Raw genomic sequence first — 23854 nt, forward strand, 5'->3', positions numbered from 1 at the left:
TCGCTGTGTTCCGAAAGCAGACGCCAGAATGGAGCAACCCACTGACCTAGTCTGCGGACCTGCCCGATTACCGCGCACCCAAGCGCCACGCGATCCGTAAAAATCCGACCTTTTCCAAGAAAATTATTGCGGCACGACCCTGCCGCGTCTGATAAGCTTGCTAAAAATAATCAGAGGCAGACATGAGCAGCAAGCCCGAGATCAACGACCAGATGCGCGACAAGATCATCGCGCAACCCGATGTCATCCTTGAAGATCAAGACCTTATGCGCGCTCTCATCGCCGCCAACGAACGCGCGATGGGCAACAATATCGTCGACCTGCGCGGCATCGCCATGGACCGGCTCGAGGCGCGGCTGGAACGGCTGGAAGACACCCACCGCTCGGTCATCGCCGCCGCCTACGAAAACCTCGCCGGCACCAATCAGGTGCACCGGGCCATCCTGAGGATGCTCGACCCGGTCGAGTTCGAGGACTTCCTGCGCGATCTCGGTGGCGACGTCGCCACCATCCTGCGTGTCGATTGCGTGAAACTGGTGCTGGAGTCGGTCCAGAACGACGACGACCCCGCCGTCAAGCGCCTGGGCGATGTCCTGTCCGTGGCCGAACCCGGCTTCATCGAACAATATCTCGGCGCCGGGCGCTCCGGTCCCGTGCGCCAGGTCACCCTGCGCCAGGTCCACGAGGGCGACGCCCGCATTTATGGCCGCGAGGCCGAGTTCATGCGCTCCGAGGCGTGCCTCCTGCTCGATTTCGGCGAGAACCGCCTGCCCGGCCTGCTGGTCATGGGGTCCGAGGACCCGCACCAGTTCAGCCCGCAACAGGGCACCGACCTTCTGTCCTTCTTCGCGGGCATCTTCGAACGGGCGATGCGCCGCTGGCTGTCATGATCTCGGCCGCGGCCCGCGACGCGCTTCAGGGCTGGCTCAATCATCACAAGTCCCTGCGCGGCGCGTCCCCCCATACGCTCGACGCCTACGCCCGTGACGTCGCGGGCTTTTTGGCCTTCATGACCGAACATAAGGGCGCGTCCCAGGGCCTCGGCGCATTGGCCAAGCTTACCGTCTCCGACATGCGGTCCTGGATGGCCTTCACCCGGGGCCGCGACGTGGGCGCCCGCAGCCTTGCGCGCAAGCTTTCGGCCGTCAAAAGCTTCTTCCGCTGGCTGGCCGAGCGCGAGGGCGTAGACCCGGCGGCAGTCCTCGCCGCCCGCGCGCCCAAGTTCCAGCGCAAGCTGCCCCGGCCACTTTCGCCCGACGCCGCGCGCGCGGTCATCGACACGACCGAGACCCAGCACCCCACCACGTGGATAGCCGCCCGCGACCAGGCGGTCGTCACGCTGCTCTACGGCTGCGGGCTACGGATCTCCGAGGCGCTGGGCCTCACGGGCCGCGCCCTGCCCGTGGGCGACAGCCTGCGGATCATCGGCAAGGGAGGCAAGGAACGCATTGTGCCGGTCATCGCCCCCGCCCGCACGGCGCTGGCCCGCTACATCGACCTCTGCCCCTATCCCACCGAGCCCGACGCGCCACTCTTTCGCGGCGCGCGCGGCGGCGCGCTTTCGCCCCGCGCGGTGCAGAAACTGATGGCCAGCGTCCGGATGCAGCTTGGCCTGCCCGCCACCGCGACACCCCACGCCATGCGCCACAGCTTCGCCACGCATCTGCTGAACGCCGGCGGCGACCTGCGCGCGATACAGGAACTGCTGGGCCACGCCACCCTCTCGACCACCCAGGCCTATACCGCCATCGACACCGCCCGCCTGATGGACGTCTACAACCAGGCGCATCCCAAGGCGCGGTAAGCCCCCCGGCCGCGCTGTCGGACCAAAGCCACAGGCCGCCCGCGTCTGCCGCCCGTGCCGGATTAGCAATTGCATCCATCGCCCCGATCGCCCATCACGGGTGCCATGAGCCTGCGTATGAAAGCCCTTCTCGTGCATCTGCTGACCGCCACTGGTGCGGTTTTTGCCATGCTCGCGATGCTGGCCGCCATCCAAGAAAAATGGTCGCTGATGTTCCTGTGGCTGGTGGTGGCCTTCGCGGTCGATGGCATCGACGGCCCGCTGGCGCGCAAATACGACGTGAAAAACAATTTTCCACTGTTTGACGGCGTGCTGCTCGACCTGATCATCGACTATCTTACGTACGTCTTCATCCCGGCCTTCGCGCTCTTTGAATTCGGCCTGCTGCCGGGCTGGACCGGCTGGGTCGCGATCATCATCATCACCTTCGCCTCGGCGCTCTATTTCGCCGACACGCGGATGAAGACCAAGGACAACTCGTTTTCCGGCTTTCCCGGCTGCTGGAACATGCTGGCGCTCGTGCTTTTCGCGATCGAGCCCAATTTCTGGGTCTCGCTGACCATCGTGACGCTGCTGGCGGTGTCGATGTTCCTGCCCCTGAAATTCATCCACCCCGTGCGCACCGAACGCTGGCGCTGGATTTCCCTGCCGATGATCGTCGCCTGGACCTTTTTCGCCGGCTGGGCCGCCTGGGTCGATTTCCACCCCGAAAGCTGGGCCCACTGGGGCCTCGTGGTGACCTCGGTCTACCTCACCCTCGCGGGCATCGCGCAACAGCTGATCCCCGAGCGCAACGCCTAGATCAACAGCCCCGCCGCCCCCTCGTGGCGCAACAGCCAGACCTTGGTCTCGATCCCGCCCGCGCCGGAATAGCCGCCCAGCCCAGCGGCGCCCAGCACCCTGTGACACGGGATGATCACCGGGATCGAATTGCCGCCGCACGCGCCGCCCACCGCCTGCGCGGGCACGCCCAGCGCCTTCGCGATATCGCCATATTCCCGCGTCTCGCCCCACGGGATCGCCAGCATCGCCGCACAGACCTCACGCTGAAACTCCGAGCCTTCGGGCGCCAGCGGCAGATCGAACGCCTGCAACCGGCCCTCGAAATACGCCGTCAGCTGCGCGCAGGCGTCCTCCAGTTCGGGCCGCGCCTCTTCCGCTCCGGCCCGCCCCCAGCTCAAACCGACAATCGACGTCCCGTCGCTCGTCACCCGCAGCGGTCCCACCGGGCTCTCCATCCCGGCCTCGTAAACCGCTCCCGGCTTTGTCTTGCCAAAAATACTCAAATCCCGCCCTCTCGGCCCCGCGCCTCACTCGGTGTTGAGCAACACCGCCTCCACCCGCCGGTTGGCCTCGCGCCCCTCTTCCGTCAGGTTCGAGGCGATGGGCGCAAGATACCCCATTCCCTCCGCCGCAAGCTGCCTGCGCGGGATGTCATACTCCGACACCAGCCGCTCCAGCACCGCCGCCGCCCGGCGCCGCGACAGCGCGGTGTTGTTCTCCAGCGTGCCCACCGTGTCGGTATGCCCCACCAGCGCCACGCGCCGCTCCGGATCCTCTCGCAGGAACGCTGCCAGCGCCTGCAAGGACGGGTGCGGCCCCGGCCCCAGCGACACCGTCCCGGTCTCGAAATCCAGATCCGACAGGACCGCGTGCCCGACCTGCGTCAGCCGCTCCGCCAGCGGTCCGGTCTCCGCTGCGGGCATCCCGCCGGTGGTGACCGTCTCCTCCGGCGGCGTCGCCTCCTCTGCGGTCAGGCTTCCGGTCGCCGTCTCCGACTGCGCCAGCCGGATCACCTGGATGTAGCCGCTGCCCGACACCTGGCTGACCAGCACGGTCACGTAATCCATGACGCCTCCCGCCCCCTCCTTGCGCGCAGACAGGAAGCGATAGTCGCGCAGGTCCACGAACATGTCCGGCGCGGGCAATATGCTGGTGTTGAACCTGAAATCGAACCCGCCGCATTCCCGCGCCGCGCAGTCCAGCATGATCGAATACCCCGCATCAACGACCTGTCGCCGCAAGGGGCGCTGCAATTGCAGGCTGGTCAGCCCCGGCGCATCTAGCCGCCACGCCTGTTGCAGCAAGAACCCCTCCGCGTCGATCGCCGGGATCTGCCCGTCCGAATAGACGTCCGTCGGCACAAGATAGGCTTCGGCGGCCCGGCGCACCTCGCCGGTCAGCGTGGCCCCCGCGGGCAGGCTCAGCTCCAGCGCCCCGGCCTCCGCCGCGGCCCCGAGACCCAAGATCAGACCGACCGAGGTTGCCCGCCGCCCCACCGATCAGCGGGCCTGGCCGTGGTATTCGGCGTTGGGCTTCATGCCCGCGGCACTGGCCATCCGGTTCGACATGCTGAAGAACCCCACCACGGCGGCGATGTCCCAGATATCGCGCTCGGAAAAGCCCGCATCGCGCAGCGCCTGCCGGTCCGCCTCGACCGTCTCGGCGCTGGCCTTCGTGACCTTCTCGGCAAATTCCAGCATCGCCGTCTGCCGCGCATCCAACCCGGCGGCCCGCCAGTTCATCACCATCGCCTCGCCCAGGGCCGGGTCGCCCGACAGCGCCCGCACGGCGGCACCATGCGCCACCTGGCAATACCAGCAGCGGTTGATCGAGCTGACCACCACCGCGATCATCTCGCGCTCCAGCTTGCTCAGGCCACTCTCGCCCAGCATCAGCTCGTTATACATGGCGGTGAAAGCATTCAGCTTCTCGATATCGAACGCATAGGCCCGCAGCACGTTCGGGATCATGCCCAGCTTGTCCTGGCAGACATCGAAATATTTCTTCGTGTCGTCGGGCAGCGGGTCCGCCATCGGCAGGTTCAGGGCGGTGGGCAGATTGTCGTGGCTCATGCGGTGCGGCCATCCTTCTTGATGCGGTAATGATACTGTCCCACAAGCGTCATCCCGAGGGAAGAGTAGAGCGCGTTGGCCGCGTCGTTGGCGATGGTGCACAGCACGCTCAGATGCGTGGCCCCCTGCGCCGCGGCCCAATGCGCGGCGTGATGCGTCAGGTGCCGCCCCTGCCCGCCGCGCCGCTCACCTTGCCGCACCTCCAGCGCGTGGATCATCGCCACACCGTCCGATATGGCGACGAACCCGGTGGCGGCGGGCCGGTTCGCGGTCCGTCCGAACAGCGAGGTCTTGGGCCCCTCGACCCGGCGCATCACGTCCACCCGCGCCGGGCCGATGCCGCCCTCGTCCCAGATATCCAGCTGGATCGCCATCGGCTCCCACAGATCGAAGGTTGTCACCGGCGGCGGGTCCTCGCCCGTCAGCGTATCGACCGGGCAGACATACATGTTCACGGGGTCGATCACGTCATACCCCGCGGCCCGCAGCATCGCATCCAGCGACTCGTCGCCATGCCGGATCATGAACAACAGGTTCTGCCCCATCTCGCGCATCATGCCTTCGGCCTCGGGCAGCGCCTCGCGGCTGACCGGCGTGCCCGGCTCGCGCAGCGTCGTCGCCGACACCCGCTTGCCCCCGCCCCTGCCGTCGCGCAGGGTCCACGGTCCCGCCTCATGCATCGCGGCGGCGGGCCACGTGGCCTCGGTCACCGCGTAAAGCCTCTTGGCATCCGGCAGCCCGCTCATGCCGGAAACGCCTTTTCCAGGTCCTGCATCGCGCGCGTCACCTCCGCCTCGTCCTGTCCCCGGATCACCACGTTCACGCCGAAGCGCCCGTTCACGATGAACGGGTACGACCCGAAGGACAGCGCGTCGTACCGCTCCGCCAATGCCCCCAACGGCCCCGCGATATCGCCCTCGCCGCGCTCCACGCGCAGGGTCTGCGACACCACCGGCTGCCCGCCCGTCAGCGTCGGCAAAAGCCCTTCCACCATCGCCTCGAAGATCTTGGGCACGCCGGCCATCACGTGCACGTTCTCCAGGGTGAACCCCGGCGCCCCGCTCACCGGGTTATCGATCAGCGTGGCACCCTCCGGCACCCGCGCCATGCGCAGCCGCGCCTCGTTGATCTCCAGCCCCTGCTTCTCGTAGTGCGCCTCCAGGATGGCCCGCGCATCGTCGCGCACCCCGATGGGAAGGCCAAAGGCCGCCGCCACATTTTCGGCGGTGATATCGTCATGGGTGGGTCCGATCCCGCCCGAGGTGAACAGGTGATCATACGCTCCCGCCAGCGCCTTGACCGCCTCCTGGATGGCACGCGGATCGTCCGCCACCACGCGCACCTCCTTCAGGTCGATCCCGTGCTCGGTCAGCCGCCCGGCCAGATGATGCATGTTGGCATCGCGCGTGCGGCCCGACAGGATCTCGTCACCGATCACCAGCATCGCGGCGGTTGGGTTGGGCATGGCGGCTCTCCTTGCGGCAGGTCTTGCTCCGGTATAGGCATGGCGGATGCGCTTTCAAACCCCTCTTGAACCGGCCACGCTGATCCGCCGCTACAAACGCTTCCTCGCCGATATCAGGCTCGAGGACGGGCGCGAGGTCACGGCCCATTGCGCCAATCCCGGCTCGATGATGGGGCTGGCCGATCCGGACACGCGCATCTGGGTCGAACCCAACGACGATCCGAAGAAAAAGCTGAAATACGGCTGGCGGCTGGTCGATCATGGGCACGGTCATTTCACCGGCGTCGACACCGGCCTGCCCAACAAGGCCCTCAAGGCCGCGCTGACCGCCGGCGACATCCCCGAGCTTGCCGCCTACGACACCGTCCTGCCCGAACAGAAATACGGGCAAAACAGCCGGATCGACTTCCTTTTGCGCGGCCCGGACCTGCCCGATGCCTATGTCGAGGTCAAATCCGTCACGCTCAGCCGCGAAAAGGGCCTTGCGGAGTTCCCCGACAGCGTCACCGCCCGCGGCGCCAAACACCTGCGAGAGCTGGCAGACATGGCTACGTCCGGCCACCGCGCAGTGCTCTTCTACCTCGTCCAGCGCACCGACTGCACGCGGCTGACCGTGGCCGCCGACATAGACCACGTCTATGCCGAGGCGCTGCTGATGGCCCGCCTCGCGGGGGTCGAGGTTCTGGCCTATGATTGTGCAATCACGCCCGAAGAGGTCGAAATTCGACGCAGTTTGCCCCTGCGATAAGCCGCCCCTCTGGTCCTTGGCCGGGTTTCAGCCTACATACACTCGAAATACAAGGCTGACATGGACCCAGACGTGAACGAACAGCACCGAGGCAGACTGACCCGCGACGGCATCCGCATCCACGAGAGGGCGGATTTCGCCGGTATGCACAAGGCCGGTGCGCTGGCCGCCGAGATATTGGACGAGGTAGCCGACCTGGTGGAGGTGGGCCAGACCACCGCCGTTCTGGACAAGTTCATCGAGGACAAGGTTACCGAGGCCGGCGCGAAATCCGCCACCATCGGTTACAAGGGCTACCAGCACGCCAGCTGCATCAGCGTCAATCACGTGGTCTGCCACGGCATCCCCGGCGACAAGAAGCTCAAGGATGGCGATATCCTGAACATCGACGTCACCGTGATCGTCGACGGCTGGTACGGCGACACCTCGCGCATGTATGTCGCGGGCAAGCGCAATCGCAAGATCGAGCGCCTGATCGAGGTCACCCATGACAGCCTGATGAAGGGAATCGAGGCGGTCAAGCCCGGCAACACCTTCGGCGATATCGGCCATGCCATCCAAAGCTTCGTCGAAGGTCACCGCATGAGCGTGGTACGCGATTTCTGCGGCCACGGCCTCGGCCGGGTGTTCCACGCGCCGCCCAACGTGCTGCATTACGGCCGCGAAGGCACCGGACCGACGCTCGAGGAAGGCATGTTCTTCACCATCGAGCCGATGGTGAACCTCGGCCGCCCCGAAACCAAGGTACTCTCCGACGACTGGACGGCGGTGACCCGCGACCGCTCGCTCTCGGCCCAGTTCGAACATTCCATCGGCGTCACGGCGGAGGGCTGCGAGATCTTCACCCTGTCCCCGGGTGGCCGCTTCCACCCGACTTGGAGGGACTAGCCGAAGCGCAAGGTCCACAAGGGCGGCTTCGAGCCCTGAGTGCTCAAGTGTGATCCATAGCCCCGAGCGCCATCGACGGGCCGCGGCGCGGCAATCCGACGGTGGTTCGGGGCCTGCGGCCTGTCTCCGCGTCGGGGCTGTAGATCAAACGTCTTTCATGTCCGGCATATCCGACGTGAAGAAAGACACGTGTCGCGCGGAATCAAGGCCGGAGGCCGCCGCGCGATCGCCAGACCGCCCCCCGGGCTGGCGATTGGGTGACGTTGGTGCTTCGATTGAAAGTCTTGCGGACATGGCTGCCATAAAGCGCATTGAAGACCCGTTGGAACGCCATCCCGCGGTCTGGCAATCACGCGGCTTGTGAGGCTGACGTCCGTCTCGTCCGCACTGCCGACATTCGTCCCTACTGCAACGAATGCCGGGATCGAGCCCATGTAAGACACTGGTATCGAGCCCCCAGCCGGTTAACAGCCGCGAAGCGGCCCGGCCATCGTCAGCCCCTCCCTTGGGCTGGCGATTTGGCTGAGGCTGGGCGCAACGATCATTCTGAGGACGTGTTTGGCAAGCATCAAGTGCTTCATAGTTGCCGTCGGATCGCCACCCCAGGGGCTGCCGCTCGCCTCCGTCGTGATCGGCGGCTTTGTCCGCAAAGCGGTCACGCACACGTTTCGCCTTGTCCTAGCGGGTGCGCCCTGTCCGCGCGACCTTCACCACCTGCACCAGCCCCCGGCGAACAGCCCCCACACGGCTTCGCGTAGGGTGGGTGAAAACCCGCGCGCCACTCCTCGGCCTACCCCTTCACCCACTTCACGACCTGCACCAGCCCCCCGGCCAACAGCCCCCACACGGCCCCGCCCAGCCCGAACACCGTCACGCCCGAGGCCGTGACTACAAACGTGATCACCGCCGCCTCGCGATACTCCGCATCCTCCAGCGCGGCGGCGGTGGAATTGGCGAAGACGCCTAACAGGGCCACCCCCGCGACGCTCGCCATCACCATCGGCGGCGCAAGGCCTGCGAAGGTCGTGATTACCCAGGCAAAAACGCCCAGAATGCAGTAAAAGACCCCCGCCATCACCGCCGACCAATAGCGCTTCGCGGGGTCCGGGTGGCTGTCCTCGTCGGCGCACATCGCCGCGGTGATCGCCGCAAGGCAGGTCTGCGGCGCGCCTCCCGGGGCCGACAGCACGCTGAACCCGCCCACGACACTCAACAACGGCCCCGGTTCCGGCGCGTATCCATGCGCCCGCATCACCGCCAGCCCCGGCACGTTCTGCGTCGCCATCGTAACCACATAAAGCGGCAGTCCGATCCCCACCACGGCTGCCAGCGAGAACTCCGGCATCACAAAGACCGGCGCCGTCACCCAGCCCCCGGCGTCAAACGCGCCAAGGTCCCCATAAGCCAGCACCGTGATCCCCGCCGCCACGACCGCCCCCGGCACCGCCAACAGCTTGTTGATCCGGCCCAGCACGAACCACGTCGCCAGGATCGGTCCGATCACCAGTGGCGTCTCGGCCACCGCCAGCACCGGCACGACAACCAGCGGCATCAGCACGCCCCCCAGCATTGCCTGTGCCAGCGGCGCGGGTATTCCCGCCGCCAACCGTCCCAGAGGCCGCCAAAGCCCTGAAATCACGGTCAGCGCGCCCGCCACCAGAAACCCGGCCACCGCGCCTGCGAACCCAGCCTCTACCGGTGCCGTCACCGCCAACAACGCCGCCCCCGGCGTCGACCACGCCACCGAGGCCGGCATCTTCGTCCACAGGCTCAGAACGATCCCCGCCAGCCCCATCGCCAGCGCCGCCGCCATCAGGCCGGAGGCCGCCTGCGCATCGCTCGCGCCAACCGCGGCCAGCCCCTGCAACACGATGGGAAAGGAACTGAAGAACCCGACCATGGCCACGACAAAGCCGGTCGAAATCGTCTGGATGGGTGGCATCACGTCTCTCCTTCGGCCAAACCCAGCCGGATCGGCCCCTTGGCCTCCAACGGATCAACGGCCTGACCTTTCTGCGTCGCCACCAGCGGCAGCCCTGCCGCCACGGCACGCACCCGCGGCATCAAATCTCGCCAATCCTCGGACAGCGCCCGCGCCGCCTCGGACGGGCAAAACGTCTTACCCGCTCCACGCTCCCGCGCCAGCCGCATAAGCACATCGGCGATCTCGTCATCCGTCATGGCCGTAGGGTGGGGTTTCACCCCACCGTCACCCCAACGCCTCGTTACACCGCGCACAGACACCCGGATGCGTGTGCGTCCCCACATCCGGCAGGATCTTCCAGCAGCGCTGGCATTTCTCGCCTTCCGCGCGCTCGAAGACCACGGTAATACCGTCCACCTCGGGCAGGCGGTACGCCTCCGCCGGGCTGGGATCGTCGGTCAGCCGGATATCGGACGTGATGCAGATATCGTCGAAATTGACCGATTTCAGCACCTCCAGCGCCTCGGAATCCTGCACATGCACCACGGGTGCCGCTTCCAGCGACGCCCCGATCACCTTGTCGGTCCGCTGCACTTCCAGCGCCGCCGTCACCACGCGCCGCGCCTGCCGCACCGTGGCCCATTTCGCCGCCAGCGGCTCGTTCAGCCATTCCTTCGGCGTCTCGGGAATATCCACCAGGTGCACCGAGCTCTCGTCGCCCGGGAACCGCTCCAGCCAGACCTCCTCCATGGTGAACACCAGCACCGGCGCCAGCCACGTGGTCAGGCGATGGAACAGGATATCCATCACCGTCCGCGCCGCCCGCCGCCGGGGCGTGTCCCCGTCGCAATACAGCGCATCCTTGCGGATATCGAAGTAGAACGCGCTCAACTCCACCGTCGCGAAGTTGAAAAGCGCCTGGAACACCCCCTGGAAATCATAGGCGGCATAGCCCGTGCGCACCCGGTGATCCAGCTCCGCCAGCCGGTGCAGCACCCAGCGTTCCAGCTCGGGCATGTCCTCGGGCTCCACCCGATCCGCGTCGCTGAAATGGCTCAAAGCCCCCAGCAGGAAGCGCATCGTGTTGCGCAACCGGCGATAGCTGTCGGCGGTCCCTTTCAGGATCTCCGGCCCGATCCGCTGATCATTGGTGTAATCGGTCTGCGCCACCCACAGCCGCAGAATATCGGCACCGTATTGCTTGACCACCTCGTCCGGCACGATCGTGTTGCCGAGCGACTTGGACATCTTGTTGCCCTTCTCGTCCAGCGTGAACCCGTGGGTCAGCACGCCGCGATAGGGCGCGTGCCCCGTCGTGCCGCAGGATTGCAGCATGGACGAATGGAACCAACCCCGGTGCTGGTCGGTGCCCTCAAGGTACAGATCCGCCATACCGTCCTCGGACCCGTCTTCGCGGTCGCGCAGAACGAACGCATGGGTCGAGCCGGAGTCGAACCAGACGTCGAGAATGTCGTCGACCTTCTCCCACTCGTTCGGATCGTAGTCATTGCCCAGGAACCGCTCCTTCGCGCCCTCCTTGTACCACGCATCCGCGCCTTCGGCCTCGAACGCCTCCAGAATCCGTGCGTTGACCGCCTCATCCCGCAGCAGAAAGCCTTCGTCGGTGGGCATCGCGCCTTTCCTGACGAAACAGGTCAGCGGCACACCCCACGCCCTCTGCCGCGACAAGACCCAGTCCGGCCGCGATTCCATCATGGAATACAGACGGTTGCGCCCGGTCTTGGGCGTCCACTGCACCTTGTCGATCTCGGTCAGCGCCCGCTGGCGGATCGTCGTGCCGCTCTTGTCCTGCCCGTCGCCAACCTCGCGATCGATCGCGGCGAACCATTGCGGCGTGTTGCGATAGATCACCGGCGCCTTCGAGCGCCAGGAATGCGGGTAGGAGTGCTTGATCTTGCCCCGCGCCAGCAGGCCACCCACCTCGACCAGCTTGTCGATGATCGTCTTGTTGGCGTTGCCCTCCTTGCCCTTGCGGTCAAGGATATAAGTCCCGCCAAAGAACGGCAGGTCGGCACGGAAACCGCCATCGTCCATCACGTTATAGGTGATGACCTGGTCCAGCATCCCGAGGCCACGGTAAAGCTCGTACTCCTCCATCCCGTGGCTGGGCGCGCAATGCACGAACCCGGTGCCTTCCTCGTCGGTCACGAAATCGGCCGCGCGGAAATCACGCAGATCGTCCCACTCGCCATTCGACCCCTCAGCGCCGTGCAACGGATGCTTAAGGCTCAGACCAGCCAACTCGTCGGCGCTCACGTCGCGCACACGGCTCCACTGGTCGTCATTCAGCCGCGCCCGACCCATCACGTCCCCGGCCAGCTTGTCGGCCAAGATGAATTTGTCGCCCACATTGGCCCAGCACTCGTCCGGCGTTCCCGTGACCTCGTAAAGGCCATAAGAGATATCCTCACCATAAACTACCGCCTTGTTCGACGGCATGGTCCAGGGCGTCGTGGTCCAGATGACCACATGCGCACCTTCGAGATCGCCTTCGGCCACGGCGAACTTCACCCAAACCGTAAAGCTCTCCTTGTCGTGGTACTCCACCTCCGCCTCGGCCAGCGCGGTCTTCTCCACCGGCGACCACATCACCGGCTTCGAGCCCTGGTACAGCGTGCCGTTCATCAGGAACTTCTGGAACTCCTCCGCGATGATCCGCTCGGCGCGGAAATCCATCGTCAGATAAGGCTTCTCCCACTTGCCGGTCACGCCCAGCCGCTTGAACTCATCCCGCTGGATGTCGATCCAGCCTTCCGCGAACTTGCGGCACTCAGCGCGGAAATCGACGATATCCACCGCGTCCTTGTTCTGGCCCTTCTTGCGGTACTGCTCCTCGATCTTCCACTCGATCGGCAGGCCGTGACAGTCCCAGCCGGGGATATAGCGCGCATCGCGCCCCATCATCTGCTGGGAGCGAACCACCATGTCCTTCAGGATCTTGTTCAGCGCGTGGCCGATATGCAGGTGCCCGTTGGCGTAAGGGGGGCCATCGTGCAGGGTGAACGGCTGGCGCGTCTCGGCTGTCGCCTTCTCGCGCAGGCGGTCGTAAACCCCCAGCCCATTCCACCGCTCCAGCCACTCGGGCTCGCGCTTGGGCAGACCCGCGCGCATCGGGAAATCGGTCTGGGGCAGGTTCAGCGTGTCTTTGTAATCGGGTGTGTCAGAACACATCTGTGACGTCCTTTGTCACTGGCATTTCAATCTCTGGGTGGGGGCGGCGCGGTGGTCCATACGCCTATGATCCCGGCGGCTCGTCTGTCTCAGAGCGCCGGGCATGTAATTCGAATGATGATCGCAAAGCGGGTCATGATGGGGGGCGTTATAGGTGCCAGCGTTCCAAGGAGCAAGCCGTAGAACCCGGCCCCGCCATCCGCGCCAAGACTTTTCAGAAAAGTCTTGGCAAAAGCCTTCTCAAGGCTTTTGCAACGCCCGCCCTGTTAACGCGCCAGATCGCGAAAATCCGCACCGTCGGCGCACCACCCGAATACCGACGCAATACCGACGTTCCGATTTCCCACGATCCGCCGGCGTTAACCATGTTTCCCGAATCGCGTTTCCCATTGCATCCGGCCCCTCCAACGGCCAGATTCGAGGCCATGACACCGGTCCTGCCCCCCCGTTTCGAGATCACCCGCGCCGAGATCGAGCGCGTGGTCTCGGCCTTCTACGCCGCGTGCCGCGCGCATCCCGGGCTGGCCCCTGTCTTTGCCGCCCATGTCGCCGACTGGACCGCGCACGAGGCCCGCGTCAGCGATTTCTGGGCCAACACGATCCTGCACGAGCGGTGCTACGTGGGCAATGCCATGCAGGCCCATGTGCAGGCGGGCAATGTCAAACCGGGCATGTTCTCGACATGGCTCGACCTCTTCGACACCACCCTGCACTCCGAGCTTTCCCCGACCAAGGCCGCCGCCTGGTCCGCACTCGCCCACCGCATCGGCCAGACCCTGCGCGCGGGCGTCGTGAACCGCGAGACCCTGCCCGGCGGCATCCCGAAGCTGGGTAACCCGTTCTGACGCACGGCCCCGCGACCGGACGTTAATGATTTCCCGCTAATTTGGGCAAAACCGCGAGGCTGCATCTGCCTTGGGGCGAAAATACCGACACACCGAGCGAAAATTGCCGTTTGTTTACACGTTGTTAACCCCGCTGAAGAGCCCGGTCAGCGCCCGCTGCACCATCCGCGTCACCGAGGGCCGCTTGCCCGCCCGGAACGGCAGGGGCCGACACACTTCCATCGCCGCCACGCCCACCCGGGCCGTCAGCGCGCCATTGACGATCCCCTCACCGAACCGGCGCGAGACCTTGGACAAAAGGCTTCCTCCGGCGACCGAGCCAATCAGGTCGTCGCCCACCGCCACGGCGCCCGTGGCCACAAGATGCGTCATCACCGCCCGGGCCAGCCGCCAGCTGCCCAGCGTGCCCGACCGCCCGCCATAGATTTCGGCAATCCGCCGGATCATCCGCAGGTTCGACGTCAGCGCCGCAATCACGTCGGCAAAGGCCAGCGGCACCACCGCCGTCACCGTCGCCACCTGCCGTGCTGCGGCCTCGATCTCGCGCGCCGCGGCCCGGTCCAGCGGCGCCAGCAGTTCCGTCTCGGCCAGCCCCAGCAGGCTGCCCGCATCCATCTGCTCGGGGCCATAGTCGCGCAGCCGGTCCCGCCCCCAGCTGGTATCCTCCCGGCCCGCGTAAAGCTGCGTCAGGTCATGCACCACGCGCCGCGCCTGTTTCAGGTCCGCGCCCGCCAAAGCCGCATCCGCCGCTCGGTGCAGCTTGTCGATCCGCGCCAGCCGCGAAAACGCCGCCATCTCGCGAATGACAATGATCAGGCAAACAAGGGCAAACGCCGCGATCAGCGCGGTGACGGCGTAGCCCAGCACCACGTTGCGGGCCAGCAGAGCCATCACGAAGTCCCAAGCGGCAAAGGAAATCACGGCCCCGAGGATCGACAGCAACAAGCCCCAGAACCAACGCGCCAGGCGCGACGGTTTCTTCGCTGCCAATGTCGCCACGGTCTGCATCGCGCGGCCCTCGGGGTGGCCTTCCAACACGGGGTCCGGCACCGGCGGCGCCATGTCGGGGCGGGGGCTGTCATCACCCTCTTCGATGTCGATCAGAACCGGCCGCTTGCTCATGTCTCCACCCTGCGCTCCGGCGGCCAGACCATCAGGATCTCGGGCCGCCCCTCGTCATTTCTCGCACCATCCGCCCGTGTCTTTTCGGCAAAGCCATGGCGGCAATAGAACCGCCTGCCCCCGGTGTTTTCCTCGGCCACCCAAAGGTTTAGCCGTTCGTGCTGGTCCTGGGCATCCTGCAACAGAACGCGCCCCAGCCCGCGCCCCTGCGCCCGCGGATGCACGTAAAGCGCGTGTAACTCGCCCGCCCGGCAAAGGCTGAAACCAGCGATGCCAGTGCCATCCGCAACGGCCCGAACGCAACCCTGCCGCGTCAGGCGCAGCATGATGGTCAGGTCATCCCACCAACTCGAGTCCCGGTACCGCCACAGCACCGCCAGCAAGCCGGGCACATGCCAAAGCCTTGCACGAAACGGGGTCATAACCGATCCCCGATCAGGAACTGCGCCGCCCGGTCCAGCCTTATATGCGGCGGCCCTTCTCCACGCTTCAGCGTCAGCCGCGCGGGTGCGAAATTCATCACCTCGTACTCGGCCTCCAGCCACGCCTCGGCCCCGTCCCGCGCCGGGCCCAGCAGGTGGGCCGGGTCCTCGGGCAACGCCCCGGGATAGAACGCCGCCTGCTTGCCGCGCTCGCCTTCGGGCGTCATCAGCGTACCGCGCACACAGTCCAGCGTCTGCCCGCCATGCTCTCGCGTTTCCTCGGTCGTGGCCCTGAGCGCGGCAATCGCCATTCCCGCCGTTTCGGCCCCGGCGAAATCCGCCCGGTTGCGCGCATCCCGCATCAGCGCCTCTATGATACCCGTCAGGCGCCCATGCTGCGTATGGTGCAAATGGTCGGCCTTGGTGGCCGCGAACAGGATTTTCTCGACCCGCTGTCCGATCAGCAGCCTGGACAGGAAGGCGTTCCGCCCCGGCCGGAACGCCCCCAGGATATCGGCCATCGCGCGGCGCATGTCCTCGACTGCCTGCGGGCCGTTGTGAATGGCGCCTAGCGCATCGACCAGAACGACCTGCCGGTCGATCCTTGAGAAATGATCGCGGAAGAAGGGTTTGACCACCTTGGATTTATAGGCCTCGAACCGCCGCTCCATCTCGCGCCAGAGCGACCGCCTTGGCGGGCTGTCGGGCGCGGGCAGCGGCGCGAAGGTCAGCACCGGAGAGCCGGCAAGATCGCCCGGCAGCAGGAACCGGCCCGGCGTGCAATCCGACAGCCCCGCCGCCCGCGCCGCGTTCAAATAGGCGGTGAACGCCTCGGCCAGCGACTGCGCCACGGGCTCCTCCAGCTTGGCCGTGGCATCCACTTCGCGGGCCAAGGCCAGAAAGCCCTGCGCCTGCTCGCGGCTTTCCAACCGGCCCAGGGTTTCTGCTGACCACTCGGCAAAGCTCTTGTCCATCAGGCCCAGGTCCAGCAGCCATTCGCCGGGGTAATCCACGATATCCAGGTGCACCGTCCGCGGCCCCTGCAATCCGGCCAGCAAGCCCGACGGGCGCACCCGCAGCGACAGGCGCAACTCCGACACGGTCCTTGTGCTGTCCGGCCAACGCGGCGTCTCGGCGGTCAGCGCCCCCAGGTGTTTTTCATACTCGAACCGGGGCAGCGTATCGTCGGGCTGCGGCTGCAAATAGGCCGCCGAAATGCGCCCCTCAGCGGCGGCGACCAGCCCCGGCATTCGCCCGCGATCCATCAGGTTGGCCACCAGTGAGGTGATGAACACCGTCTTGCCCGCGCGGCTCAGCCCGGTGACGCCCAGCCGGATCACCGGTTCCATGAACGCGCCCGACAGCGTGTCGCCCACGCGTTCCACCCCGCGCGTCAGCCCATCTGCGATATCCGAAAGCACCAAACTGCCCCTTCTCTTTCCGCTAAAGATAGGCCGCACACCCGGCATGTGCCAGAGGGGAGCGTTGGGGGATTGTTCCGCGCCCCCGGTCGCGCTAAGCCCTTTTCATGCCCCGCTATGCATTGAAAGTCGAATATAACGGCGCGCCCTTCGCCGGCTGGCAGCGACAGGCCGATCAGCCTTCGGTGCAAGGCGCGATCGAGGATGCGCTGGCGCGGCTGGAACCCGGCCCGCACACGATTGCGGCGGCGGGGCGCACCGATGCGGGGGTGCACGGGCTGGCACAGGTCGCACACTGCGACATGACCAAGAACTGGGACCCGTTCCGCCTGTCCGAGGCGTTGAATTATCACCTGAAGCCCCTGCCCGTCGCGATCCTCGACTGTGCGCAGGTCGCCGACGACTGGCACGCTCGGTTCTCGGCGATCGAGCGCCGATATCTCTTTCGACTGCTGGTCCGCCGCGCGCCGGCCACCCATGACAAGGGGCTGGTCTGGCGCGTGCAGAATCCGCTGGATGTCGAGGCCATGCGCCAAGGTGCGGCCCACCTTGTCGGTCACCACGATTTCACCACCTTCCGCTCGACCATTTGCCAGGCGAAAAGCCCCATGAAAACCCTGGATGACATCTCCATCACTCAGGTCGAGAACCTCAGCGGTCCGGAAATCCAGTTCCGGCTGCGCGCCCGATCCTTCCTGCACAACCAGGTCCGCAGCATCGTCGGCACGCTGGAACGCGTTGGCGCCGGGGCCTGGGAGCCGGGTCAGATGAAAACCGCACTTGAGGCCTGCGACCGCGCTGCCTGCGGACCGGTTTGCCCGCCGCAGGGACTATACCTTGCGGGCGTAGGCTATCCCGAAGATCCTTTCGGGTGATTTCGGCTTTGAATTCGCACCCGCGCTTGGGTAAGGCTTTCGCCAAGCGGTCCCGTAGCTCAACTGGATAGAGCAGCTGACTTCTAATCAGCAGGTTCGGGGTTCGAGTCCTCGCGGGATCGCCAGAAGCTCCGTTGCAAATCGCCGGAACGAAAAAAGGGGCGTTGCCGCCCCTTCTTCCAAGTCTCGAGCAACCGGCCTCAGGCCAGCCCGTGCTGCGACATCGGCAGGCTGCGCACCCGCTCGCCTGTCGCCTTGTAAACCGCGTTGGCCACGGCAGGGCCGATGGGCGGCGTTCCGGGCTCGCCAATGCCGGTGGGCGCCTCGGTCGAGGGCACGATATGCACCTCAACCTGGGGCATGTCCGAAATGCGCAGCGGCATGTAGTCGGGGAAGTTGAACTGGTCCACCTCACCATCGGTCAGGGTGACCTGCTCGCGCAGGATCGACGACAGACCGTACCCCAAGGCGCCCTCGACTTGCGCCACGACGTTGTCGGGGTTGATCGGAACACCGCAATCCACGCCACACGTCACTTTCTCGACCTTGATCGTGCCGTCTTCGCGCAGTCGCACGTCAGCCACTTCGGCCACGTAGCTGCCAAAGCTCTTGTGCACGGCGATCCCGCGATACGTGCCTTCCGGCCCGGCCTCTCCGGCCTTTTCGACTGCAAGTTTCAGCACCCCGGCCAGCCGCGCGTCTTCTCCGAGATAGGACAGGCGAAACTCGACCGGGTCACGCCCGGCGGCCTCTGCCAATTCGTCCATCATGGTTTCCATGACATAGGCCGTGTGGGTGTGCCCGACCGAGCGCCACCACAGGACCGGCACGCCGACATCCGGGTGATGCACGTCGACTGAAAGGTCGGGAATGGCATAGGGTGTCGGGTGAATACCCTCGATCGTGGTATCGTCGACGCCGTTTTTGACCATGTATTGCTCGAAAGGTGTGCCCTTGGCGATGCTCTGGCTGACAATCCGATGCTCCCAGCCCGAGATGTTGCCGTCGGCATCGAGGCCCGCCCGCACCCGGTGCATCGTCAGGGGGCGATAATAGCCGCCCTTGATGTCATCCTCGCGGGTGTAGACCAGCTTGATGGGCCGCGCGTCGTGCCCGGCGTCCAGCCAGGCCTTGCCGATCGTCGCAGCTTCGGCGACCAGATGCGCGTCACCGGTGGCACGGCGCCCGAACGAGCCGCCGCCCCACTTAGTATGGATCTGCACTTGTCCCATCTCGAGCCCGAGAACCGATGCTGCCGTGCCGTGATCCACCGTCTGCAATTGCGAGCCACCCCAGAACTGCGCGGAACTGCCGTCAAAAAGAACGGTCATGTCCAGCGGCTCCATCGGCGCGTGGGCGAGATACGGAAAGACGTAATCCGCCTCGATGATCTTATCCGCCTGCTCCAGCTTGGCGGCGGCATCGCCCTTTGGTTCTGCGGGGTTTCCGGGCTGGTCCAGAAGGGCACGGAACTCTTGCATCAGCGCATCGGTGCCACGGGTCTCGCCCGAACCTTCGGTCCATTCCAGCGTCAGCGCGTCCCGCGCCTGCATCGCCTTCCACGTGGTCTCCGCCACCACGACGACGCCTTGCGGGATTTCAAGCACATCAAGTACGCCGTCCATCTCTTTCGCATCAGTCGCGTCCACCGACGCCAGCGTTGCCCCGAAACGAGGCGGGCGGGCCGTTACGGCAACCAGCCCGTCCTCAGGCTGCCTGTCGATACCGAACATGCCGACGCTGCCTTGCGTCTTTTGGGGCACGTCAACGCGGGCGAACGATTTGCCGATGTAAACCCAATCCCCGGGCGCCTTGAGCGCCACGTCTTCAGGCGGTTGCTGGCTGGCCGCGAGGCTCGCCAATTCGCCGAAAGTCGCGCTGTTTTCGCCAGCCGACAGCTTGCCCTCGGCTACGCCGATTTCGGAGGCGTCGACACCCCATTCGCTTGCCGCCGCATTGACCAGCATTGCCCGGACGGTTGCGCCGGCCTTGCGATACTGCTCCCAGGAGTTGGGCATGGCGGTGGACCCGCCAGTGCCCTGCACGCCGAATGCGGTGTTGGCATAGACCTCGGGATTGGACGGCGCGAAATCGGTGGTCACCTGGTCCATCGAAGCATCAAGTTCCTCGGCCACCAGCGTGGCAAGACCCGACGCCGTGCCCTGCCCCATGTCAAGGTGCTTGCTGAGCACCAGGACGGTGTTGTCGGGCATCACGTGCACGAACGGCGTCACCAGCACTTCGCCTTGAGCGCCGGACTGGGCCAGACCGCGTACCGGCACGGCGGCACCAAGCAAAAGGCCACCGGCGGCACCGGCGGACATAGTCAGAAATCCGCGTCGCGTCGTCGTCATCGCGCGTGTCGCGGGCATCAGGTCGCGTTTGTCGATCAGTCTCATCTTACGCCTCCATGATTTCTGCGGCCCTGTGAATGGCCTTGCGAATGCGGGCATAGGACGCACAGCGGCACAGGTTGCCGTCCATTGCCGTGTCGATATCTTCGTCTGTTGGCTTGGGCGTTTCTGCCAGCAGTGCCGAGGCCGACATTATCTGGCCCGACTGGCAGTAACCGCATTGCGGCACCTGCAGCTCGACCCAGGCTTCCTGGATTGCCTTGGCGGCATCGCTTTCAACGCCTTCGATCGTCGTGACGGTCGCCCCGTCCAGATCACCCAGATAGGTCTGGCAGGATCGCGTCGGCACGCCGTCGATATGCACTGTGCACGCCCCGCAAGCGGCCACCCCGCAGCCAAATTTCGTGCCTGTCATCTTGAGTTCATCACGCAGCGCCCAAAGCAAAGGCATATCCGGGCTTGCGTCGATTTGGGTTTCTTTTCCGTTGAGGGTGAATGAAATCATGTCTGGCTCCTATCCCTGTTGGCAGTCGCTGGAACGTCAAACCGGCGCGAAGAGTGCGCCTGTGTTTTTGCAACTTACGAGTTAGGACGGATCTTCAAAAGTCGATACCGCAGACGCGGGCCGCACATAGGTGCGTTCATCTACGCACAGCAATTTGGCGTCAGCGGCTGAAACGCCCGGGCGCGAATGGGGCAACGTCGATATTCGGATGCTTCCCCGAGATCATCTGCGCCAGAATGCGACCGGTTTTCGGGCCCGCCGTCAGGCCAACGTGGTCGTGGCCAAAGCCGGTATACGCGCCGACAACCCCCGGAACGGGACCGATCATGGGCAGCGAATCCGTCATTGCCGGCCGGTGCCCCATCCAGCGCGTCGTTTCTTTCCACCGCAAGTCCGGCAACGCCTTCTTCAGATAGCGCAGGAACATCCGGTAAGGCGCTTCGGGCGGCGGCGCATCGAAACCGCCGTAGCCCACCATTCCCGCAAGCCGGATGCGGCCGTCCATCGGCGTGATAACGAACTTGCCGACCTCAAACATCAAAGGGGCTCGGGGCGTTTGTGACGGTTCCCACAACTCGATGTGAAAACCACTTTCGGGATGCAGGGGAACGACGAGCCCCAGAGAGCGGGTCAACGCCTTCGACCAAGCACCAGTTGCAATCACGACTGTGTCACAAGCCAGGGTCTCACCCGCGATACATAGTCCCCGAACCTGCCCTCTCTCCTTGTCGATCCCTGTGACCTCGCCACGCACGAACTTGACCCCAAGACGTTCGGCCGCCGACGCCAGCGCTTTCACATATGCGCCGGGGTCAGAAATGCGCCCGTGGTTGGGCATCCTGACCGCGCAACCGATCGCGTCGCCGTAAGCCGGGTCATATTTGCGGAAAGCGTCACGATCCATGACCGAGAAATCGAAACCTTGCGCTGTGCGCGTGTCCCAGGAAAAGCGGTCGGCCTCGAAGCCAGACCTGTCCGTATAGCCGTAAACATAATCGCAGGGCTGGACGTACCGCTCGGCCGGCGTTCCGGCAGCCAATGCCTGGTGGTCGGCAAGACTGTCGCCAATCAAAGGCAGGATCGCGTCGGCGCGCGTGCGCGCGGCACTTGCAGACGCATAACGCAGATACTGAAACAGCCACGGCGCCAACGCCGGAAGGTGCCGCAGTCTCAGGTACAAGGGTTCGCGCGGATCCAGCGCCATGCGCGGCGCCTTGCGCAGCAGCCCCGGCCCCGGCACTGGCAAAGTCGCGGCGGACGCAAGAAGGCCGGCGTTGCCAAAGCTGGTCGCCTCGCCCGGTGCTGACCTGTCGACCAGCGTGACATTCTGTCCGTCCCGCGCCAGCCAAAGCGCGGTGGATACACCGACGATGCCGGCGCCGATCACGGCCACGTTGCGCGTAATGTTTGTCATTGGCGCAGCTTTAGCGGCAGTCTGATCGCTGTCAATGGCGCCGCAAATCGCGCGGGGTTGTCCCGTATTGCCGTTTTATGGCGCGGGTCATGGCCGCCGGCGAGTCGTAGCCACATCGCACCGCGATCTCGGCAATTCCCAGATTGCTGTCCTCGATAAATTTGCGTGCCGCCGCAAGCCGTAGGTGGCGATAGACTTTGCCCGGCGGCGCGCCCAACCTGGACCGAAAACGCCGGTCGAGCGTGCGCGGTTGACAGGACAGGCGCTGTGCAAGCTGCTGAACGGAGATGGGATTTTCAATCGTATCCCGCATCAACTGCAGGCCCTTGCGCACCAGCGGATCCGTAACTTGCGCCGTGCGGCTTCCGCCCACGGGTGGGTCGCCTTGCAGGAACAACGCCTCGACATCCAATCGAACAGACATTCCTAGGTGCTGGGCGATCAGGTCCAGCGTCAGATCCAGCGCCGACATCGCCCCTGCACACGTGATCACGCTACCATCACTCAGAACATGCGCCCGCTCCGCCTCGACGGCGAGGAAGCGCTCGGTAAAGGCATCGAGCAGGTCCCAGTGAACCGTCGCGCGCTTTCCGTCAAGCAGGCCGGCTGCCGCCAACAGCCAGGGACCTGCATCAAGCCCCACCATCCGGTTGGTTTGCCGGGCAGCTTCACGCAAACCCCGACGGGTCATTGGCGTGTCATGTGCCTCGTGTCCGTAGCTGGCCAGTACGAAAAGGTAATCGACCTTCGGCATCTGAGACAGCGAACATCGGGCGATCATCTCGATATCACTGGAAGACCGTGTCGGTCCGCCGTCGAGGCTTATCACCGTCCAGTCGAAGAAAGCGCCCGGTCCAAGCGTATTGGCCGCACGCAAAGGCTCTATGCAATTGGCCAGGCACAGGTTGGAAAAGCGATCAAAAAGCAGAAAGCCGATCCGCGTGGGTGAAGAAGCTGAATTTGTCCATTCCGGCATGATTTTTGTCTTTTACCGCAAGATTTATGTCATTCCCAGCGCGATATGCTGATGTCAGCAAAAGGAGGCTTCTTCCATGCCACTCGCCATGAACCGAGACGTTTTCATCACGTGCGCCGTAACAGGCTCGGGCGGAACACAAGACAAGAGCCCCCACGTGCCTCGCAGCCCGAAAGCGATTGCCGACAGCGCCATCGCCGCCGCTAGGGCTGGGGCGGCGGTGGTGCATTGCCACGTGCGGGATCCCGAGACCGGGGTGCCGTCGCGGGACGTGGGCATGTTCCGCGAGGTGACCGAGCGCATTCGGGATGCCGAGGTCGACGTGGTTTTGAACCTCACCGCCGGGATGGGCGGGGACATGGTATTCGGCGATGTCGAGAGCCCGCTGCCGCTGAACGAGGGCGCGACCGACATGATCGGCGCGACCGAACGTGTGGCGCATGTGGCCGAATGCCGCCCGGAAATCTGCACGCTGGATTGCGGCACGATGAACTTTGCCGAGGCCGATTACGTCATGACGAACACGCCCGGAATGCTGACGGCGATGGGTCGAATGATGACCGAGCTGGGCGTGAAGCCCGAGATCGAGGCCTTTGACACAGGCCATTTATGGTACGCAAAACAGCTGGTTAGCGACGGCGTGCTGGACAGTCCCGCGCTGGTGCAGCTGTGCATGGGCGTTCCGTGGGGGGCGCCGGACGACCTCAATACCTTCATGGCGATGGTCAACAACATACCCGACGACTGGACCTTCAGCGCCTTCGGGCTGGGCCGCAACCAGATGCCCTATGTCGCCGCCTCGGTGCTGGCGGGGGGCAACGTGCGGGTCGGGCTGGAAGACAACCTGATGCTGGACAAGGGCGTGCTGGCCACCAACGAAGAGCTCGTGACGCGCGCGAAAGAGATCATCGAAAGGCTGGGCGCCCGCGTCGTCGGGCCCGAGGACGTGCGCAAGAAGCTGGGCCTGACCAAGCGGGCGCCGGTCTGAAAATGGCTGTCGGTATCGCGTCGGTATTTGGGTGGCGTCGCGTCGGTGCCATCTGC

23 protein-coding genes and 1 tRNA gene are annotated in these 23854 nt (G+C 65.3%); 9 read left to right on the forward strand and 15 right to left on the reverse strand.

Annotated elements, in window-relative coordinates:
- Window positions 1–182: 182 nt before the first annotated feature.
- From XM53_RS08495 to XM53_RS08505, 3 genes are all read left to right on the forward strand, one after another.
- The gene (locus XM53_RS08495; RefSeq protein ID WP_057792259.1) at window positions 183–890 is read left to right on the forward strand and encodes a DUF484 family protein; all 708 of its coding nucleotides are present in this window, start codon (window positions 183–185) and stop codon (window positions 888–890) included.
- Entirely contained in the window at window positions 887–1804 is a 918-nt protein-coding gene (locus XM53_RS08500) for a tyrosine recombinase XerC (protein ID WP_057792261.1), read from the forward strand. Before XM53_RS08495 ends, XM53_RS08500 begins: the two co-directional genes overlap by 4 nt.
- Before the next feature lie 105 nt (window positions 1805–1909).
- A complete protein-coding gene (locus tag XM53_RS08505; protein WP_057792263.1) occupies window positions 1910–2605 on the forward strand; it encodes a CDP-alcohol phosphatidyltransferase family protein in 696 nt (231 codons plus the stop codon).
- Here XM53_RS08505 and XM53_RS08510 read toward each other — a convergent pair.
- The 5 genes from XM53_RS08510 to XM53_RS08530 are packed head-to-tail and all read right to left on the reverse strand — an operon-like array spanning window position 2602 to window position 6124.
- On the reverse strand, window positions 2602–3090 hold the full coding sequence (locus XM53_RS08510) for a methylated-DNA--[protein]-cysteine S-methyltransferase (protein WP_268873918.1): 489 nt from the start codon (window positions 3088–3090) through the stop codon (window positions 2602–2604). The two genes, XM53_RS08505 and XM53_RS08510, sit on opposite strands and share 4 nt — an antisense overlap.
- A 24-nt stretch (window positions 3091–3114) precedes the next feature.
- Window positions 3115–4083 carry an OmpA family protein gene (locus tag XM53_RS08515; protein ID WP_236544441.1) on the reverse strand — a complete coding sequence of 323 codons (969 nt, stop codon included), beginning with the start codon at window positions 4081–4083 and terminating at the stop codon, window positions 3115–3117.
- 3 nt (window positions 4084–4086) lie between these two features.
- Window positions 4087–4659, reverse strand: a complete 573-nt coding sequence (locus tag XM53_RS08520; protein WP_057792267.1) for a peroxidase-related enzyme — start codon at window positions 4657–4659, stop codon at window positions 4087–4089.
- Entirely contained in the window at window positions 4656–5405 is a 750-nt protein-coding gene (locus XM53_RS08525; RefSeq protein ID WP_057792269.1) for a GNAT family N-acetyltransferase, read from the reverse strand. Before XM53_RS08525 ends, XM53_RS08520 begins: the two co-directional genes overlap by 4 nt.
- Complete coding sequence (locus tag XM53_RS08530; RefSeq protein ID WP_057792271.1) at window positions 5402–6124, reverse strand: competence/damage-inducible protein A; 723 nt, start codon at window positions 6122–6124, stop codon at window positions 5402–5404. The genes XM53_RS08525 and XM53_RS08530 overlap by 4 nt, the downstream gene beginning before the upstream one ends.
- Before the next feature lie 46 nt (window positions 6125–6170).
- Here XM53_RS08530 and sfsA point away from each other — a divergent pair, with 46 nt between their 5' ends.
- A complete protein-coding gene (gene sfsA, locus XM53_RS08535) occupies window positions 6171–6872 on the forward strand; it encodes a DNA/RNA nuclease SfsA (RefSeq protein ID WP_057792273.1) in 702 nt (233 codons plus the stop codon).
- Window positions 6873–6944: 72 nt separating this feature from the next.
- Window positions 6945–7760, forward strand: a complete 816-nt coding sequence (map, locus tag XM53_RS08540) for a type I methionyl aminopeptidase (RefSeq protein WP_236544442.1) — start codon at window positions 6945–6947, stop codon at window positions 7758–7760.
- Window positions 7761–8550: 790 nt separating this feature from the next.
- Here the strand turns inward: map and XM53_RS08550 are convergent.
- Genes XM53_RS08550 through ileS form a run of 3 tightly spaced genes read right to left on the reverse strand, consistent with a single transcriptional unit; the run spans window position 8551 to window position 12876 of the window.
- Window positions 8551–9702: a benzoate/H(+) symporter BenE family transporter gene (locus XM53_RS08550; RefSeq protein WP_057792279.1), complete on the reverse strand. Its 1152-nt coding sequence runs from the start codon at window positions 9700–9702 to the stop codon at window positions 8551–8553.
- Entirely contained in the window at window positions 9702–9941 is a 240-nt protein-coding gene (locus tag XM53_RS08555; RefSeq protein WP_057792281.1) for a DUF3253 domain-containing protein, read from the reverse strand. The genes XM53_RS08550 and XM53_RS08555 overlap by 1 nt, the downstream gene beginning before the upstream one ends.
- Window positions 9942–9969: 28 nt before the next feature.
- Entirely contained in the window at window positions 9970–12876 is a 2907-nt protein-coding gene (gene ileS / locus XM53_RS08560) for an isoleucine--tRNA ligase (protein WP_057792283.1), read from the reverse strand.
- Window positions 12877–13301: 425 nt separating this feature from the next.
- Here ileS and XM53_RS08565 point away from each other — a divergent pair, with 425 nt between their 5' ends.
- Window positions 13302–13721, forward strand: a complete 420-nt coding sequence (locus XM53_RS08565; protein WP_057792285.1) for a group III truncated hemoglobin — start codon at window positions 13302–13304, stop codon at window positions 13719–13721.
- 114 nt (window positions 13722–13835) lie between these two features.
- Here the strand turns inward: XM53_RS08565 and XM53_RS08570 are convergent, their stop codons facing one another.
- From XM53_RS08570 to XM53_RS08580, 3 genes are read right to left on the reverse strand one after another with little or no spacing between them, the layout of a single operon-like run.
- The gene (locus XM53_RS08570; protein WP_057792287.1) at window positions 13836–14843 is read right to left on the reverse strand and encodes a YcjF family protein; all 1008 of its coding nucleotides are present in this window, start codon (window positions 14841–14843) and stop codon (window positions 13836–13838) included.
- Window positions 14840–15265 carry a GNAT family N-acetyltransferase gene (locus XM53_RS08575; protein WP_082630833.1) on the reverse strand — a complete coding sequence of 142 codons (426 nt, stop codon included), beginning with the start codon at window positions 15263–15265 and terminating at the stop codon, window positions 14840–14842. Before XM53_RS08575 ends, XM53_RS08570 begins: the two co-directional genes overlap by 4 nt.
- Window positions 15262–16689, reverse strand: coding sequence for a YcjX family GTP-binding protein (locus tag XM53_RS08580; protein WP_057792291.1), 1428 nt, complete (start codon window positions 16687–16689; stop codon window positions 15262–15264). The genes XM53_RS08575 and XM53_RS08580 overlap by 4 nt, the downstream gene beginning before the upstream one ends.
- Before the next feature lie 104 nt (window positions 16690–16793).
- Between XM53_RS08580 and truA the strand changes: the two genes are divergently transcribed.
- Both truA and XM53_RS08590 read left to right on the forward strand, forming a co-directional pair.
- Window positions 16794–17561: a tRNA pseudouridine(38-40) synthase TruA gene (truA, locus tag XM53_RS08585; RefSeq protein WP_057792293.1), complete on the forward strand. Its 768-nt coding sequence runs from the start codon at window positions 16794–16796 to the stop codon at window positions 17559–17561.
- Between the two features lie 48 nt (window positions 17562–17609).
- A tRNA-Arg gene (locus XM53_RS08590) sits at window positions 17610–17686 on the forward strand.
- Window positions 17687–17761: 75 nt separating this feature from the next.
- Here XM53_RS08590 and XM53_RS08595 read toward each other — a convergent pair.
- From XM53_RS08595 to XM53_RS08610, 4 genes are all read right to left on the reverse strand, one after another.
- Window positions 17762–19960, reverse strand: a complete 2199-nt coding sequence (locus XM53_RS08595; RefSeq protein ID WP_236544443.1) for a xanthine dehydrogenase family protein molybdopterin-binding subunit — start codon at window positions 19958–19960, stop codon at window positions 17762–17764.
- A gap of 1 nt (window position 19961) precedes the next feature.
- The gene (locus tag XM53_RS08600) at window positions 19962–20420 is read right to left on the reverse strand and encodes a (2Fe-2S)-binding protein (RefSeq protein WP_057792295.1); all 459 of its coding nucleotides are present in this window, start codon (window positions 20418–20420) and stop codon (window positions 19962–19964) included.
- A gap of 160 nt (window positions 20421–20580) precedes the next feature.
- Window positions 20581–21813 (reverse strand): NAD(P)/FAD-dependent oxidoreductase, encoded by a 1233-nt coding sequence (locus XM53_RS08605; RefSeq protein ID WP_236544444.1) that lies wholly within the window; start codon window positions 21811–21813, stop codon window positions 20581–20583.
- A 52-nt stretch (window positions 21814–21865) separates the two neighbouring features.
- Complete coding sequence (locus XM53_RS08610; RefSeq protein WP_057792299.1) at window positions 21866–22810, reverse strand: GlxA family transcriptional regulator; 945 nt, start codon at window positions 22808–22810, stop codon at window positions 21866–21868.
- Between the two features lie 76 nt (window positions 22811–22886).
- Between XM53_RS08610 and XM53_RS08615 the strand changes: the two genes are divergently transcribed.
- Complete coding sequence (locus XM53_RS08615) at window positions 22887–23798, forward strand: BKACE family enzyme (RefSeq protein ID WP_057792302.1); 912 nt, start codon at window positions 22887–22889, stop codon at window positions 23796–23798.
- The last annotated feature ends 56 nt before the right edge of the window (window positions 23799–23854 follow it).

The sequence above is a fragment of the Roseovarius atlanticus genome (assembly GCF_001441615.1).
GTDB classification, from domain to species: Bacteria; Pseudomonadota; Alphaproteobacteria; order Rhodobacterales; family Rhodobacteraceae; genus Roseovarius; species Roseovarius atlanticus.

What these genes read in the sequence shown, in the direction of transcription:
- XM53_RS08495 (WP_057792259.1), top strand. Translation starts at nt 183, where the DNA reads ATGAGCAGCAAGCCCGAGATCAACGACCAGATGCGCGACAAGATCATC.
- XM53_RS08500 (WP_057792261.1), top strand. Translation starts at nt 887, where the DNA reads ATGATCTCGGCCGCGGCCCGCGACGCGCTTCAGGGCTGGCTCAATCAT.
- XM53_RS08505 (WP_057792263.1), top strand. Translation starts at nt 1,910, where the DNA reads ATGAGCCTGCGTATGAAAGCCCTTCTCGTGCATCTGCTGACCGCCACT.
- XM53_RS08520 (WP_057792267.1), bottom strand. Translation starts at nt 4,659, where the DNA reads ATGAGCCACGACAATCTGCCCACCGCCCTGAACCTGCCGATGGCGGAC.
- XM53_RS08525 (WP_057792269.1), bottom strand. Translation starts at nt 5,405, where the DNA reads ATGAGCGGGCTGCCGGATGCCAAGAGGCTTTACGCGGTGACCGAGGCC.
- XM53_RS08530 (WP_057792271.1), bottom strand. Translation starts at nt 6,124, where the DNA reads ATGCCCAACCCAACCGCCGCGATGCTGGTGATCGGTGACGAGATCCTG.
- sfsA (WP_057792273.1), top strand. Translation starts at nt 6,171, where the DNA reads ATGCGCTTTCAAACCCCTCTTGAACCGGCCACGCTGATCCGCCGCTAC.
- XM53_RS08550 (WP_057792279.1), bottom strand. Translation starts at nt 9,702, where the DNA reads ATGCCACCCATCCAGACGATTTCGACCGGCTTTGTCGTGGCCATGGTC.
- XM53_RS08555 (WP_057792281.1), bottom strand. Translation starts at nt 9,941, where the DNA reads ATGACGGATGACGAGATCGCCGATGTGCTTATGCGGCTGGCGCGGGAG.
- ileS (WP_057792283.1), bottom strand. Translation starts at nt 12,876, where the DNA reads ATGTGTTCTGACACACCCGATTACAAAGACACGCTGAACCTGCCCCAG.
- XM53_RS08565 (WP_057792285.1), top strand. Translation starts at nt 13,302, where the DNA reads ATGACACCGGTCCTGCCCCCCCGTTTCGAGATCACCCGCGCCGAGATC.
- XM53_RS08570 (WP_057792287.1), bottom strand. Translation starts at nt 14,843, where the DNA reads ATGAGCAAGCGGCCGGTTCTGATCGACATCGAAGAGGGTGATGACAGC.
- XM53_RS08575 (WP_082630833.1), bottom strand. Translation starts at nt 15,265, where the DNA reads ATGACCCCGTTTCGTGCAAGGCTTTGGCATGTGCCCGGCTTGCTGGCG.
- truA (WP_057792293.1), top strand. Translation starts at nt 16,794, where the DNA reads ATGCCCCGCTATGCATTGAAAGTCGAATATAACGGCGCGCCCTTCGCC.
- XM53_RS08595 (WP_236544443.1), bottom strand. Translation starts at nt 19,960, where the DNA reads ATGAGACTGATCGACAAACGCGACCTGATGCCCGCGACACGCGCGATG.
- XM53_RS08600 (WP_057792295.1), bottom strand. Translation starts at nt 20,420, where the DNA reads ATGATTTCATTCACCCTCAACGGAAAAGAAACCCAAATCGACGCAAGC.
- XM53_RS08610 (WP_057792299.1), bottom strand. Translation starts at nt 22,810, where the DNA reads ATGCCGGAATGGACAAATTCAGCTTCTTCACCCACGCGGATCGGCTTT.
- XM53_RS08615 (WP_057792302.1), top strand. Translation starts at nt 22,887, where the DNA reads ATGCCACTCGCCATGAACCGAGACGTTTTCATCACGTGCGCCGTAACA.